The sequence below is a fragment of the Streptomyces sp. NRRL S-378 genome (assembly GCF_000720645.1).
Taxonomy (GTDB): Bacteria; Actinomycetota; Actinomycetes; order Streptomycetales; family Streptomycetaceae; genus Streptomyces.
Genome location: NZ_JOBX01000019.1, coordinates 50282 through 63712, shown reverse-complemented (window position 1 = coordinate 63712; position 13431 = coordinate 50282). Strand labels below are relative to the sequence as shown.

Genomic DNA, 13431 nt, shown 5'->3' with positions numbered 1-13431 from the left:
CACAGCCAGGGCCCCGCCGGATATCGCATCCGGCGGGGCCCTGCCGTTGGCCGGCGCCCCCGGAACGCGGGGTCGGATTCCTGCCAGCGGTGGGGCCTCGAGGGCCATTTGATTGAACCCGCAACCAAGCGATGCGGGAGGAAGAGACCATGGACAGGAACGTGGTGGCGCTCGTGACCGGGGGGAGCCGGGGGATCGGGGCGGCGGTCGCGGTGCGGCTCGCCGAGGACGGTGCGGACGTGGCGATCACGTACGTCAGCGATGCCGAGGCCGCGGCCGGTGTGGTCAAGGCGGTGGAGGCACTGGGGCGGCGGGCCGTCGCGCTGCGGGCGGACGCGGGGGACGCGGCGGAGGTCGCGAACGCCGTCGGGGAGACCGTACGGCGGTTCGGGCGGCTCGACGTGCTCGTCAACAACGCCGGGGTGGGGGCGGTCGGACCCCTGGAGGAGGTCGGGCCGGCCGAGGTCGACCGGGTGCTCGGCGTCAACGTGCGGGGGGCGTTCCTCGCGGCCCGGGCGGCCGCGGGGCGGATGCGGGAGGGCGGGCGGATCATCACCATCGGCAGTTGCATGGCGCAGCGGGTGCCCGGGCCGGGCGGGGTGCTGTACGCGATGAGCAAGGCCGCGACGATCGGGCTGACGAAGGCCCTGGCGCGGGAGCTCGGTGGGCGCGGGATCACCGCGAACCTCGTGCATCCGGGGCCGGTCGACACCGACATGAACCCGGCCGACGGACCGTACGCGGGCCCGCAGGCGGCCATGACGGCGCTGGGCCGGTTCGGGAGGGCGGAGGAGGTCGCGGACGTGGTGGCCTTCCTCGCCGGACCGGGCGCGGGCTACGTCACGGGGGCGGAGTTCGCGGTCGACGGCGGCCACGCCGCGTAGCCCTCGCCGGGCGTGCGGACGGTTCGAACCGGGTGCCCCTCTGTCCCCCGCCCGGCTCCGCCCGGCCGGAACCGGTCCGGACCGGCCCTGCCCAGACCGGCCCCAGGCGTCCGGGCCCGGGCAGGGCGGGCCCCCAGGCCGGGCGGGCCCGGGCAGAGGGCCCGGGTTGGGGGTCGGCCCGGGCTACTCCCCCGGGCCCGGCGGGCCGGACGGCGGACCCCAGGGCCCCCGGCCGGGCCGAACCGGCCCGCCGGGGCCCGGGGTCGGCGGCCGTTACCGGGTCCGGTTCAGGTCGGCGTGCAGCAGGTGGTGGTCCGAGTGCGGGCTGGGGCGGACGTGGTGGCTGCGCGGGGTGATGCCGCGCAGGAAGACGTAGTCGAAGGTGCTGTTCCAGTCGGTGGTCACCGCACAGGCGTCGGCGGCGGCGGAGGCGGCCGCGGGGCGGCAGCCGGGGTCCGCGTCCGTGGCCAGGGCCCACATCGGGGCGAGTTCGGGGGCGTGCGGCGCGGCGTTGAAGTCACCGAGGACGATCGCACGGTCGTGACGGGCGACTTCCGCCGCGAGCACCCTCACCTGGGCCGCCCGCACCTCCGCCTGCCGGCGCTCGGCGAGGTGGGTGTTGAAGACACGGACGGGCCGGCCGCCCACCAGTGTGGTGACGGCCAGGTATCCGCGGTCCTCGGAGCCGCCGTCGGGGTACTCCACGCTCACCCGGTCCGTCATCGGCGCTGCCGAGAGGATGGCCTGACCGTAGCCGCCCGGCCGCCACGGCAGCCCGCCGCAGCGGTTCCAGTTCCGCAGGACCGACCCGTACTCCACCCGGTAGACCAGCCCGTAGGCCTCCTCCAGATGGTCACGGATCTGCTCGACGTCCCGCACGCACGCCTCCTGCAGGCCGATGACCTGCGGTGCGTACGCGGCGATCTCCGTCGCGCGGCCGTAGTCGTGTCCGCTCCCGCCGCACGGATTGCAGATGTTCCACGTGGCGACCCGGTCCGGGACGGCCTCCGCGGTGAGGGGGACGCCACCGCTCGGTGCGGCGGGGCCGAGGAGCAGCAGCATGCAGACCGCGGCCGTCGCGCCCGCCGCCCACCGTGCGCCCCTTCTCAGCACCGTCGCCTCCCCGGAAGTGGACGCACATCATCACACGACGCCCCCGGCACACCCCTCGGGGTGCTTCCCGGCCCGTCCGTCCGGCATCATCGCGCCATGATCGGCAATCGGATCACCCATCGCACCGCGGACGGCGTCCGCATACCCGGCACCTGGCGGCACGCGTTCATCTGCAACGGCGGCTCCTACTTCCTCACCGACCTCTTCATCTACGCCGACGGCCTCGTCGACTGCTGGGAGCTGGTCACCCTCGAGGAGTTCGAGCAGAAACTCCGCTGCGGATGGGTGGCCACCAGCCTTCCGGAGGGCGGGAACGCCTCCGCGCACCACCTGGCCTCGTGGACGTTCGGGGATCCGTACACCTGGATGACGCCGGACCTGCTGCTCGCCGAAGTCCGCGACACCGTCGACGAGCTGAACGGCCGCCCCGACTCCACCGCCCGCTGCCTCGCCGCGGTGGACGTCTTCATGGCGGACCGTACGGAGGACAACCGGGCCGCCGCCCGGGCCGCCTACCTGGCCGTCCCCGAGACCGTGCGGCACTACGCGCTCGGCGACATGGACCACAAGGACCGCCCCCTGCGGGTGCTGGTGGCCGGGCCCGGCGGCCGGACCCCGGACGAGCACGCGGAAACGGTCACGCAGGAGGAGTACGACAGCGCCGTCGCCTACTTCGAGGAACGCGAGCAGTGGCGCGCGAAGGCCTCGTCGCGGGTGCCCGCCGACGGACCGGCCACGTCCTTCGCCCCCGCGGTCAAGATCTACCACTCGTACCCGCAGCGCGCGCTCGAGGACCCGGGCAAGCGGGCCCTGCGCAACGACTACCCGGCCCCGATCACCGTCGGCGGCGTCACCTATCCGTCGGTGGCGCACGCCTACTGGGCCCGGTCCGTCGCCGAGCCGGCGGCCCGGATGGCGGTCGTGGCGGCGGAGTCGGGCGCGAAGGCCCGTACGGTCGCGGCCGCGGCGCCGCGGCGCGAGGGCTGGGAGCGGGTCCGGACGGCGGTCATGGCCGCTCTGCTGCGCGCCAAGTACGAGCAGCACCCCGACCTCGCGGCCATCCTGCTCGCCACGGGTGACGCGACCGTGCTCTACGACGACGCCGACTCGGGCTTCTGGGGGGACAACGGGGGCCGGGGCCGCAACTGGACGGGCCGCCTGCTGGAACTCGTCCGTTCCGAACTGCAGGCCGGACCGGCCGGGCAGGCCCTCGTCGACTGACGCGGGACCGCGGGACGTACCCGGCGGGACGGCGTAGCGGGAGGGGCCGGGGCGCGGGCCCGGCCGCGCCGACCGCCGGACCACCGCCGCCGGGGACCACCGTCGTGGGTCGTGAACCGCGACCGGCCGCGAACCACCGCCGGGGCGCACCGTCACGCGGTGCGCCCCGGCGGGACGTGCGGGCCCCGGGGGTGTCGGCCCCCGGGGCGGTCAGGGGTACCGGGTCAGCCGCCCAGCTCCTGGTGGCGGGCGGTCAGCGCCGCCGCGCCGGCCTCCGTCAGCGAGCCGAAGAGCCGCAGGCGGGAGAAGCCGCCGTCCGGGAAGATGTCGATCCGTACGTGGGTGCCCACCGCCGGGGTGTCCAGGACGAAGCGGTGGTTGGTGTCGGGCTGCAGGCGGGTGCGCGGCAGGAACTCCGTCCACTCGCCCTCCTCGCCCGTCTTCACCGACAGCGAGGCCCAGCCGGCCGAGTTGCCCTTGAGGTACGCGGTGTCGATCTCGACGGCGCGGATCTCGGACTCGGCGGCGAGCTGGTAGCGGATCCAGTCGTTGCCGTTGTCGCGGCGGCGGGCGGTCTCCCAGCCGTCGTCCATCTTGCGGGAGCGGCCCGGGTTGATGGTGTTGGTCGGCGGGGAGTAGAAGCGGTTGGAGGCGTCCTGCACGGAGCCGCCGTTCTCCAGCGCCACCACGTCGAAGGAGCCGAGCGCCGCGAGCCACTTCGGGTCGGGCAGGACCTCGCCGTGGACGCGCAGGCGGGCGATGCCGCCGTCGGGGTGCTGGTTGACGCGCAGGTGCGTGAAGCGCTGCTCGGTGTCGACTTCGAAGCCGTTGGCGGCGTGGCCGCCGACCGCCGTGCGGGGCACGAGGGTCGTCCACTTCACGTCGTCGCCCTGGAGCTCCTCCGGGGTCGGCGCGAGGGCGCCCTCCCAGTTGGTGGCCTCGATGGAGACGGCCTGCGGCATGTTGCCGCGGAAGTGGGCGGTGTCGACGACGATGCCGCGGATGACGCCCGGCGCGCCCAGGCGCACCAGGGCCCAGTCGTGGTCCTCGGGGGTCGGCCAGGGCTGGGTGGCGGAGACGCCGCGTCGGCGGCGGGTCTCCCAGCCGTCCATGACCTTGCCCTTGTGGCCGAAGTCCTCGGGGTCGAAGTGGGCGGCCTCGGAGATCAGCAGGTTCTCGCGCTGGGCGAAGAACTCGTCGTTGGCGGCGATGACACCGGCGCCCAGCTCACGGGCGGCGAGGTTCGCGTACTGGGTGAAGGGGAAGTCCGCGGTGCGGTAGTCCGCGTACGGGTCGCCGCCTCCGTACGGGTTCGCGTTGCCGGTGAAGGAGGGAATCGCCACTGTCAGTTCTGCCTTTCGAGGAGGAGGCCCGTGGGCTCGGTCGGGGTGCCGTGGTCGGCGATCTGCGTGCCGCGCAGCCAGGTCGACTTCACGACGCCGTGCAGGGTCTTGCCCGCGTACGCCGTGACCTGGTTGCGGTGGTGGAGTGCGGCCGGATCCACGGTGAACGTTTCTTCGGGGGCGAGCACGGCGAAGTCGGCGTCACGGCCGGCCTCGATCGCGCCCTTCTGCGCCAGCCCGGCGAGGGCGGCCGGGGCCGCGGACATCCAGCGGACGACGTCCTCCAGGGTCCGGCCGCGGCGGCGCGCCTCGGTCCAGATGGCGGGCAGGCCGAGCTGGAGGGAGGAGATGCCTCCCCACGCGGTGGAGAAGTCGCTGGTCTTCAGGTCCGCGGTGGAGGGCGAGTGGTCGGAGACGATGCAGTCGATGGTGCCGTCGGCGAGCGCGTCCCACAGGAGGTCCTGGTTGGCGGCCTCGCGGATGGGCGGGCAGCACTTGAACTCGCTCGCGCCGTCGGGCACTTCCTCGGCCGTCAGGGTGAGGTAGTGCGGGCAGGACTCGACGGTGATGCGGACGCCCTCGGCCTTGGCGGCGGCGATCAGCGGCAGCGCGTCGGAGGAGGACAGGTGCAGGACGTGGACGCGCGCGTTCAGCCGCTTGGCCTGGGCGATCAGGTTGCCGATGGCGGTGTTCTCGGCGTCGCGCGGCCGGGAGGCGAGGAAGTCGGCGTACTTGGGGCCCGGGACGACGGGGGCGGCGTCGAGGTGGTGCGGGTCCTCGGCGTGGACGATCAGCAGGCCGCCGAAGCCGGTGATCTCGGCGAGGGAGGTGGCCAGCTGCTCCTGGTCGAGTTCGGGGAACTCCTCCACGCCCGACGGCGACAGGAAGCACTTGAAGCCGTAGACGCCGGCGTCGTGCAGCGGAGCCAGGTCCTTGACGTTGTCCGGGAGGGCGCCGCCCCAGAAGCCGACGTCCACGTGCGCCTTGGTGCGGGCGACCTCCTGCTTGACGCGCAGGTTGTCGACCGTGGTGGTCGGCGGGAGGGAGTTGAGCGGCATGTCGAGGATCGTGGTGATGCCGCCGGCGGCGGCCGCGCGGGTGGCCGTCCAGAAGCCCTCCCACTCGGTGCGGCCCGGGTCGTTCACGTGGACGTGGGTGTCGACCAGGCCGGGGAGCAGGACGTCGTCGCCGAAGTCCTGCAGCCGGGCTCCGGCCGGTACCTCGGCGTCGTGTGCCAGCACGGCCGTGATCTTCCCGTCGGCGACGGCGACCGAGGCGGCGCGCGTCCCCTCGGGGGTGATGACGCGCGTCGAGCGCAGTACCAGTTCCACAGCCACGTCGGCCACCGGAACCTCCCCATCTACTTCCACAGAGCGAAATTCAACGTTCTGTTGACGGAGTCTTCCCGGCGATCCGGGAGCAGTCAAGAGCGCCCGGACGGACCGCTGACGCACCGGGACCGCAATTGGATGTTTCCACAGCATGGAATTAAGATTTCGCTATACAGAATGTAGCTATCGCCACCGGGAGTCGGACGGATAACTTCCCGAGGACGTCCGCCACCAGGACAAACCACCTCTGACCGGCGGCGACGGCCCCGACCCCAGCACTGGGGCCGACGCCGACCGCCGGGTAGGCTGCTCCCTTGCCTGCCAGCACCGAAAGGACCGCGCCGTGCCGACGTCCAGCGCCAGCACCACCGACGCTTCCTCAAAGACCCCTGCCGCCAGCGGTGGCGTCCAGTCCCTTGAGCGCGCCTTCGATCTGCTCGAACGCATGGCGGACGCCGGGGGCGAGGTCGGCCTCAGCGAACTGTCCGCCGCCAGCGGCCTGCCCCTGCCCACGATCCACCGCCTGATGCGCACGCTGGTGGCCTGCGGGTACGTACGCCAGCAGCCCAACCGACGGTACTCCCTCGGCCCCCGCCTGATCCGCCTCGGCGAGTCCGCGTCGCGCCTGCTGGGGACCTGGGCGCGCCCCTACCTCGCCCGTCTGGTCGAGGAGACCGGCGAGACGGCGAACATGGCCCTGCTCGACGGGGACGAGATCGTCTACGTCGCCCAGGTGCCGTCCAAGCACTCGATGCGCATGTTCACCGAGGTCGGCCGCCGGGTGCTGCCGCACTCCACCGGCGTGGGCAAGGCACTCCTCGCCCACACCCCGGCCGACGAGGTACGGGCCCTGCTGGCCCGCACCGGGATGCCGGCGGCGACCGAGAAGACCATCACCACGCCCGAGGGCTTCCTGGAGGCGCTGGAGCAGGTCCGCAGGGCCGGCTACGCGGTCGACGACAACGAGCAGGAAATAGGAGTCCGCTGCCTGGCCGTGTCGGTGCCGAACTCGCCGACCGCCGCCGCGATCTCCATTTCCGGCCCGGCCGGCCGCGTCACCGAGGCCGTGGCCGAGTCCTTCGTCCCGATCCTCCAGAACGTCGCCGCCGAGCTGTCGGTGGCCCTGTCCAACCAGACCCCGGCGTAGACCGTACGAAGAGGCCCCGGTGGTCCCTCGCTCCGAGGGGCCGCCGGGGCCTCGCCGTACCCGCGCTCAGGGCGCCCGCAGCGGCTCGGGGCCCGAGGCCGTCAGCCGGCCGTCCGCCATCGTCGCCGTACGGTCCATCCGCTCCAGGTGGGCGCGGTCGTGCGTGACCAGCACGGTGGCGGTGGAGCGCTCGCGCGTCAGCGTAACCAGCAGGTCCAGCACGGCCGCGCCGCGCTCGTGGTCGAGGGCGCTGGTCGGCTCGTCGACCAGCAGCACGGCGGGCTCGTTCATCAGCGCGCGGGCGATGTTGATCCGCTGGCGCTGGCCGCCGGAGAGCTGGTGGGGGCGCTTGTCGGCCTTGTCGGCCAGGCCCACCGCGTCCAGCAGCTCCAGCGCGCGCCTGCGGACGGCCTTCGCGGGCCGTCCCGCCACGTGTGCCATGACCTGCAGCTGCTCGGCGGCGGTCAGCGAAGCCAGCAGGTTCGGCTGCTGGAAGACGACGCCGATCTTCTCCCGCCGCAGGGCCGACTTCTCGGCGGGGCCGAGCCGCGTGGTGTCCTCACCCGCGACGACGACCCGGCCGCTGTCCGGGGTGACGAGGGTGGCGGCGACCGCGAGGAGGGAGGACTTGCCGGAGCCGGAGGGCCCGATCACCGCCGTGAGGGTGCCGGCGGGCACCTCCAGGCCGACCGCGTCCAGGGCGGTGAGCCGGCCCTCCCCGTCGGGGTAGGTGAGCGTGACGTCGTGGACGAGGAGGGTCATCGGGCGCTCCCGAGGGCGGTCAGCGGGTCGACGGCGGTGATCCGCCGGATGGACAGGGCCGCGCCCAGCGCACCGAGCGCGATCATGATCGCGGCCGGGACGAGCACCGTGGCGGCGTCGAGGACGAAGGGCACGTCGCCGCCACTGATGAGTGCGCCGAAGCCGGCGGCGAGCGCGGTGCCCAGCCCCGTGCCGAGGGCGAGCATCACCACGGCCTGGCCGAGGGCGTCCCGCAGGAGGTAGGGGGTGGAGGCGCCCAGGGCCTTCAGGACGGCGACGTCGCCGCTGCGCTGGATGGTCCACACCGTGAAGAAGGCGCCTATGACCAGGGCCGAGATGGCGAAGAGGAAGCCGCGCATCAGCTGGAGCGAGCCGTTCTCTGCCTGGTAGGAGCCTATGGCGCCGAGGGCCTCGTCGACGGTCTGTGCCCTGGTGCCCGCCGCCCGGTCGGCGGCGGCGAGGTCCATGCCGCTGCCGGAGACGGCGACGACGGTGGCGAGGGTGTCGATGGAGGTGCCGGGGTTGCCGATGCGCTGCCAGTCGTTGAGGTCCATCCAGACGACCGGGGTGTGGCTGTGGGCGGCGGTGCCGGCGACGGCCGCCACGGTCAGCTCGAGCGGGCCGATCTTGAGCTTGGCGCCGGAGGTGAGGCCGCCGAGCTCCTTCGCCGCCTTCTCGGCGAGGACCACCCGGCCCTGCGCGAGGCCCGCGCCGCGCGGCGCGAGCCCGCCATCGGGGTCCACGCCGAAGACCGAGACCGCGGCGGTGCGCTCACCCGAGACGGCGTTGGTGGTGCGGATGCCGAGGGGCTGCGCCGTCCTCACCCCGGGCTGCTCGCTCCAGGCCCGCCAGGCAGACTCGGGCACCTGGGAATTGCTGAACGACACCTTCTGGTCCCCGGCGGGCGCGGCGAAGGCCAGGTGCGAGGCGGGCAGGCCGGTGACGGCCGAGACGTTCTCCCGGGCCAGGCCGGCGGTGAGCCCGGACAGCAGGCCGACCAGCAGCGTGATCAGCAGCACGACCGAGCCCATCAGGGCGAAGCGGCCTTTTGCGAAACGTAGATCTCTCCATGCGACGAACATGTCCCCCACCCTGGTCTTCCGCGTGGACACAAGGCATCGCGCCACAGTAGGGATCCTCGTATCGAAGGGCGCACCGGGACATCGAACTTTCGGTTGACCGGGGCCCGCCGGGACCGCTTTACGCTGGTTCGGACATGACTGCTGCCGCTCCCCCCGTCCCGCCCGGTGCCTGCCCGCCCCCGCCCGGGTCCGTGGCCACGCCCGCGACCGCCCCCACGACCGCACCCGCCACCCGGCCCCTGACGCCGGTGTCGAAGGTGCTGACGCTGTGCCTTCACGCCCTGCTCCTCGGGCTGCTCGTCCTGGCCGCCGGCCGGGCCGTCGCCGACTCCGCCCCCCGGGCCGGCTGGGTGATCGCCGCCTGCACGCTGCTCGCCGCCGTCTACGCGGCGGGCGTACGGGCACCGGCCGTGCACCGCTCGCCCCGGGCCGGCGCGGTGTGGCTGGCCGGGCTGGGGGCGGCCTGGGCGGGCCTGCTGGCGGTCTCCCCCGACGGGCTGTGGATCGCCTTCCCGCTGTACTTCCTGGAGCTGCACCTGCTGCGGCTGCGCTGGGGGGTCGCAGCCGTCGCGGTGACCGCCTGCGCCGCCATCGGCGGCTTCCTCGCACACAGCAGCGCGGCGACCCCCGGTGCCTTCCTCGGACCGCTGCTGGGCGGTGCCGTGGCCGTGGCGACCGTACTGGGCTACCAGGCGCTGTACCGCGAGAGCGAACGGCGGCGGGAGCTGATCGAGGAGCTGATCACGACGCGGGCCGAGCTGGCCGCGGCCGAACGCAGCGCCGGGATCCTGGCCGAGCGCGAACGCCTGGCCCGGGAGATCCACGACACCCTCGCGCAGGGCCTGTCCTCCATCCAGCTGCTCCTGCGGGCCGCCGAGCGGGCGCTGCCGGAAGGGGCCCCGGCCCTGCCGCACATCGCGCAGGCGCGGGAGGCCGCCCAGGAGAACCTCGCCGAGGCGCGCCGCTTCGTACGCGCCCTCACGCCGCCGGACCTGGAGCACGGCTCACTGGCGGCGGCGCTGGAGCGGCTGTGCGCCGGGGTGCCGGGGCCGCGGGTGCGGTTCTCGCTGAGCGGCCGGCCGCGGGTGCTGCCCACCCCGTACGAAGTGGCGCTGCTGCGGATCGCCCAGTCGGCGCTGGCCAACGTGGTACGGCACGCCCGGGCCGGGCGCGCGGAGATCACGCTGACCTTCATGGACGCCTCGGTCACGCTGGACATCGTCGACGACGGGCACGGCTTCGACCCGTCCTCGGCCGCGACGGGCCAGGGCTCCGGCTCGGGCGACGGGGGCTTCGGGCTGCCCGCCATGCGCTCGCGCGCCGAGACCCTGGGCGGGCTGTTCACCGTGGAGTCCGACCCGGGCCAGGGCACCGCCGTGGCCGTCACCCTGCCGCTGCCCCTGGAACCACTGGACGCCATGGACCCCGTGGAGGCGCCGTGACCATCCGTCTTCTGCTCGCCGACGACCACCCCGTGGTCCGGGCGGGCCTGCGCGCGGTGCTGGACACCGAGGCGGACTTCGCGGTGGTGGCCGAGGCGGCGACCGCCGAGCGGGCGGTGGAGCTGGCCGCCCGCGAACCGGTGGACGTGGTGCTCATGGACCTGCAGTTCGGGCCGGGCATGCACGGCTCAGAGGCGACGGCCCTGATCACGGCGCGCCCGGCCGCCCCCCGGGTGCTGGTGCTGACCACGTACGACACGGACGCGGACATCCTGGCGGCGGTGGAGGCGGGCGCCTCGGGCTACCTGCTCAAGGACGCCCCGCCGGAGGAACTGGCGGCGGCCGTACGCACGGCCGCCGCGGGCCAGTCGGCACTGGCCCCGGCGGTCGCGCTGCGCCTGATGGACCGGATGCGGACGCCGGCGGAGGCGCTGACGAAGCGGGAGCTGGAGGTGCTCCAGCTGGTGGCGGACGGCCTGTCGAACCAGCAGATCTCCAAGCAGCTCTTCCTCAGCCAGGCCACGGTCAAGTCCCACCTGGTCCACGTGTACGCGAAGCTCGGCGTCGAATCCCGCACGGCGGCGGTCGCCGCAGCCGCCACCCGCCGCCTGATCCGCACCCCGTAGTCCGGACCCGCAGGGGCCGGCGTGCGGGGGCCGTCCCCCGGGCGGACCGGCGGGGAGGCGGGCGGGCGCCGGGAGCGCCCGGTTCCGGCGGGCCGGGCAGGCGGGCCCGGCAGGCGGGCCGGGCGGGCCGCACGGTCACGCCACCCAGTGCGGCCGGTTCACCGACGGGGGCAGGGGTACGCCGTCGTGGAAGGCGGCCGCCAGGCGGCGTACGCCCTCGTCCAGGCGGTCGGCGGGAAGGGTGTACGGGATGCGGAGGCGGTGTTCGAAGGTGCCCGGGTCGACCCCGAAGCGGGCGCCGCGGCCGATGTGGACGCCGGCGGCCGCGGCCCGCTCGGCCAGGGCCGAACTCACCGGCTCGCCGAGGTCGACCCAGAGCGAGAGGCCGCCCGGCGGCACCTGCCAGGACCACTCCGGGGTGTGCCGCTGGAGGGAGTCCACCAGGGCCGCGCGTCGGCCCCGCAGTTCGGCGAGCCGTGCGGGCAGGGACCGTTCCATGCCGGCCAGCAGCGGGAGTGCGACGAGCTGGTCGAGGACGGAGCCGGTCATGTCGGCGGAGACCCGGACGGCCGTCAGCTCGGTGATCATCTTCGCGGTCGCCCGGACCCAGCCGACGCGCAGGCCGCCCCAGTGGGTCTTGCTGAGCGAGCCGATGGTCACCACGTGGTCCGCGCCGCCGCGCGGGGCCAGGGAGGCAAGCGGCGCGGGGGCCGGCACGTCCAGGGCGATGTCGGCGATGGTCTCGTCGACCACCAGCCAGGTACCGGTGCGCCGGGTCGCCGCGAGCAGCCGCAGCCGCTGCTCCTCGGGCATGAGGGCGCCCGTGGGGTTGTGGAAGTCGGGGATCACGTAGGCCAGCCGGGGCACGGTCTGGCGCAGCGTGGACTCGGCGATCTCCATGTCCCAGCCGGCGTCGGAAACGGCGATCGATCCGGTGCGCAGGCGGGCGTGGCGCAGGGCGTCGAGGGCGTTGGCGTAGGTGGGGTTCTCGGTGACGACCCGGTCGCCGGCCCGGCAGAGCAGGCTGACGACGAGGCTGAAGGCCTGCTGGGCGCCGGAGGTGACGAGGATCTGCCCGGGGCGGGTGGGCAGGCCGCGTCGGGTGAAGCGCTCGGCGACGGCCTCCCGCAGGTCGGGCAGGCCGAAGGGGTGGTAGCCGGGGGTGCGGGCGGCCTCGGGCAGCCGGGGGGCGGCCCGGGCGACGGCGTCGGCGAGGAGGCCCTCGGGGGCGCCCATGGCGGCGATGGCCAGGTCGATGCCGGTCTCGCCGTCGGCGGCGTGGCCGTCGGCGCCGACGAGGGCGTGGGCTCCGACGGGTCGGTGGCCGTCGGGGAGCTCGGTCCAGGTGCCGGATCCGCGCCGGCTGCGGACGTAGCCGCTCTCGCGCAGCAGGTCGTAGGCGCCGGTGACGGTGGCCCGGCTCGCGCCGACGGCTTCGGCGAGCTCGCGTTCGGCCGGCAGCCGGACGTGGAGGGCGATGCGGCCATCGAGGATCAGGGTGCGCAGGGCGTCGGCGAGCGACCGGTAGCCGGGGCGGGCCAGTACCCCGGCGGGAAGCAGGGCCGCGAGCTGGCGGCTGCCGATGGTTCTGTCCGCTGTCTGGACCACTCGCCCGTTCGCCATGCCAACCTCCCTCGATTGGCTCTGACGGCCAGGCCAATCCAGGTCCACACTCGCGGTATTGGCCCCTGATTGGCAAGGAGACGCCGCAATGCTGACCGACCGTGACGAACGCGCCCTGCTGGCCGCCGCCGAGAACCGGCTCTCCCGTCCGCTGCGGATCGGGGCCGTGCTGGCCTCCGTACGGCGCGCCTTCGCACGGCGGCCGCAGGACCGGGACCGCACGCAGGAGCGAGAATCGGTGGCATGTCAGCCACCACGCACTCCGATGCGCCCGTGATCGCGGGACTGCTCCTGGCCGCAGGCGGCGGCCGCCGCCTGGGCGGCCGCCCCAAGGCCCTGCTGCCGTACCGCGGCCGACCGCTGGTCGAGAACGCCGTACGGGTCCTGCGGGAGGCGGGCTGCGGTCCGGTGCACGTGGTCATCGGCGCCTCGGCGGCCGAGGTCCGCGCGCGCGCCGACCTGAGCGGGTGCGTGGTCGTGGACAACCCGGACTGGGCGGAGGGGATGGGTTCCTCGCTGCGGGTGGGCCTGGCCTCCCTGGCCGGTACGGACGCCCGTGCCGCCCTGGTGTCGCTGGTCGACCAGCCGGGCATCGGCCCGGCGGCCGTGGCGCGGGTCCGGGAGGCCTACCGGTCCCCCGCGAGCCTGGCGGCGGCGGCGTACGGCGGGGAGCGCGGACACCCGGTGCTGTTCGGCGCGGACCGCTGGGCGGACATCGCGGCGACGGCCACGGGTGACAAGGGCGCCCGGGTCCACCTGGCGCGCCACGCCGGGGAGCTCATGCTGGTGGAGTGCTCCGACGTCGCCGAGGCCTTCGACATCGACACGCCGCCCGACCTGGCCCGACTCCTCTGAGC

Annotated in this window: 13 protein-coding genes; 7 read left to right on the top strand and 6 right to left on the bottom strand. The window is 74.4% G+C overall.

Going from position 1 to position 13431, the window contains the following annotated elements:
• Positions 1-149 precede the first annotated feature (149 nt).
• A complete protein-coding gene (locus tag IH80_RS0116360; RefSeq protein WP_234432259.1) occupies positions 150-884 on the top strand; it encodes an SDR family oxidoreductase in 735 nt (244 codons plus the stop codon).
• A gap of 273 nt (positions 885-1157) precedes the next feature.
• On the opposite strand, the gene IH80_RS0116355 is transcribed toward IH80_RS0116360, so the two are convergent.
• Positions 1158-1946: an endonuclease/exonuclease/phosphatase family protein gene (locus tag IH80_RS0116355; protein WP_078906567.1), complete on the bottom strand. Its 789-nt coding sequence runs from the start codon at positions 1944-1946 to the stop codon at positions 1158-1160.
• A 147-nt stretch (positions 1947-2093) separates the two neighbouring features.
• On the opposite strand from IH80_RS0116355, the gene IH80_RS0116350 reads away from it, so the two are divergent.
• A complete protein-coding gene (locus tag IH80_RS0116350; RefSeq protein WP_030961180.1) occupies positions 2094-3218 on the top strand; it encodes an NADAR family protein in 1125 nt (374 codons plus the stop codon).
• 224 nt (positions 3219-3442) lie between these two features.
• On the opposite strand, the gene alc is transcribed toward IH80_RS0116350, so the two are convergent.
• Together alc and allB are read right to left on the bottom strand one after the other, a co-directional pair.
• Complete coding sequence (gene alc / locus IH80_RS0116345) at positions 3443-4561, bottom strand: allantoicase (protein ID WP_030961179.1); 1119 nt, start codon at positions 4559-4561, stop codon at positions 3443-3445.
• A 2-nt stretch (positions 4562-4563) separates the two neighbouring features.
• The gene (allB, locus tag IH80_RS0116340; RefSeq protein WP_420708790.1) at positions 4564-5898 is read right to left on the bottom strand and encodes an allantoinase AllB; all 1335 of its coding nucleotides are present in this window, start codon (positions 5896-5898) and stop codon (positions 4564-4566) included.
• 337 nt (positions 5899-6235) lie between these two features.
• On the opposite strand from allB, the gene IH80_RS0116335 reads away from it, so the two are divergent.
• Positions 6236-7039 carry an IclR family transcriptional regulator gene (locus IH80_RS0116335; RefSeq protein WP_030961177.1) on the top strand — a complete coding sequence of 268 codons (804 nt, stop codon included), beginning with the start codon at positions 6236-6238 and terminating at the stop codon, positions 7037-7039.
• A 66-nt stretch (positions 7040-7105) separates the two neighbouring features.
• On the opposite strand, the gene IH80_RS0116330 is transcribed toward IH80_RS0116335, so the two are convergent.
• Positions 7106-7801 (bottom strand): ABC transporter ATP-binding protein, encoded by a 696-nt coding sequence (locus tag IH80_RS0116330; protein WP_030961175.1) that lies wholly within the window; start codon positions 7799-7801, stop codon positions 7106-7108.
• Positions 7798-8883 (bottom strand): ABC transporter permease, encoded by a 1086-nt coding sequence (locus IH80_RS0116325; protein ID WP_030961173.1) that lies wholly within the window; start codon positions 8881-8883, stop codon positions 7798-7800. The genes IH80_RS0116330 and IH80_RS0116325 overlap by 4 nt, the downstream gene beginning before the upstream one ends.
• Positions 8884-9017: 134 nt before the next feature.
• Here IH80_RS0116325 and IH80_RS0116320 point away from each other — a divergent pair, with 134 nt between their 5' ends.
• A complete protein-coding gene (locus IH80_RS0116320) occupies positions 9018-10325 on the top strand; it encodes a sensor histidine kinase (protein ID WP_078906566.1) in 1308 nt (435 codons plus the stop codon).
• Complete coding sequence (locus IH80_RS0116315; RefSeq protein ID WP_030961171.1) at positions 10322-10951, top strand: response regulator; 630 nt, start codon at positions 10322-10324, stop codon at positions 10949-10951. The genes IH80_RS0116320 and IH80_RS0116315 overlap by 4 nt, the downstream gene beginning before the upstream one ends.
• Positions 10952-11086: 135 nt before the next feature.
• Here IH80_RS0116315 and IH80_RS0116310 read toward each other — a convergent pair whose 3' ends face one another.
• On the bottom strand, positions 11087-12574 hold the full coding sequence (locus IH80_RS0116310) for a PLP-dependent aminotransferase family protein (RefSeq protein ID WP_030961169.1): 1488 nt from the start codon (positions 12572-12574) through the stop codon (positions 11087-11089).
• A gap of 88 nt (positions 12575-12662) precedes the next feature.
• On the opposite strand from IH80_RS0116310, the gene IH80_RS0116305 reads away from it, so the two are divergent.
• Together IH80_RS0116305 and IH80_RS0116300 are read left to right on the top strand one after the other, a co-directional pair.
• Positions 12663-12851, top strand: a complete 189-nt coding sequence (locus tag IH80_RS0116305) for a hypothetical protein (RefSeq protein ID WP_030961167.1) — start codon at positions 12663-12665, stop codon at positions 12849-12851.
• On the top strand, positions 12818-13429 hold the full coding sequence (locus tag IH80_RS0116300) for a nucleotidyltransferase family protein (RefSeq protein WP_030961165.1): 612 nt from the start codon (positions 12818-12820) through the stop codon (positions 13427-13429). Before IH80_RS0116305 ends, IH80_RS0116300 begins: the two co-directional genes overlap by 34 nt.
• Positions 13430-13431 lie beyond the last annotated feature (2 nt).

Coding starts and splice junctions, on each gene's coding strand:
- IH80_RS0116310 (WP_030961169.1), bottom strand. CDS start 12,574: ATGGCGAACGGGCGAGTGGTCCAGACAGCGGACAGAACCATCGGCAGC.
- IH80_RS0116300 (WP_030961165.1), top strand. CDS start 12,818: ATGTCAGCCACCACGCACTCCGATGCGCCCGTGATCGCGGGACTGCTC.
- IH80_RS0116360 (WP_234432259.1), top strand. CDS start 150: ATGGACAGGAACGTGGTGGCGCTCGTGACCGGGGGGAGCCGGGGGATC.
- IH80_RS0116325 (WP_030961173.1), bottom strand. CDS start 8,883: ATGTTCGTCGCATGGAGAGATCTACGTTTCGCAAAAGGCCGCTTCGCC.
- IH80_RS0116305 (WP_030961167.1), top strand. CDS start 12,663: ATGCTGACCGACCGTGACGAACGCGCCCTGCTGGCCGCCGCCGAGAAC.
- IH80_RS0116355 (WP_078906567.1), bottom strand. CDS start 1,946: ATGCTGCTGCTCCTCGGCCCCGCCGCACCGAGCGGTGGCGTCCCCCTC.
- IH80_RS0116330 (WP_030961175.1), bottom strand. CDS start 7,801: ATGACCCTCCTCGTCCACGACGTCACGCTCACCTACCCCGACGGGGAG.
- IH80_RS0116320 (WP_078906566.1), top strand. CDS start 9,018: ATGACTGCTGCCGCTCCCCCCGTCCCGCCCGGTGCCTGCCCGCCCCCG.
- IH80_RS0116350 (WP_030961180.1), top strand. CDS start 2,094: ATGATCGGCAATCGGATCACCCATCGCACCGCGGACGGCGTCCGCATA.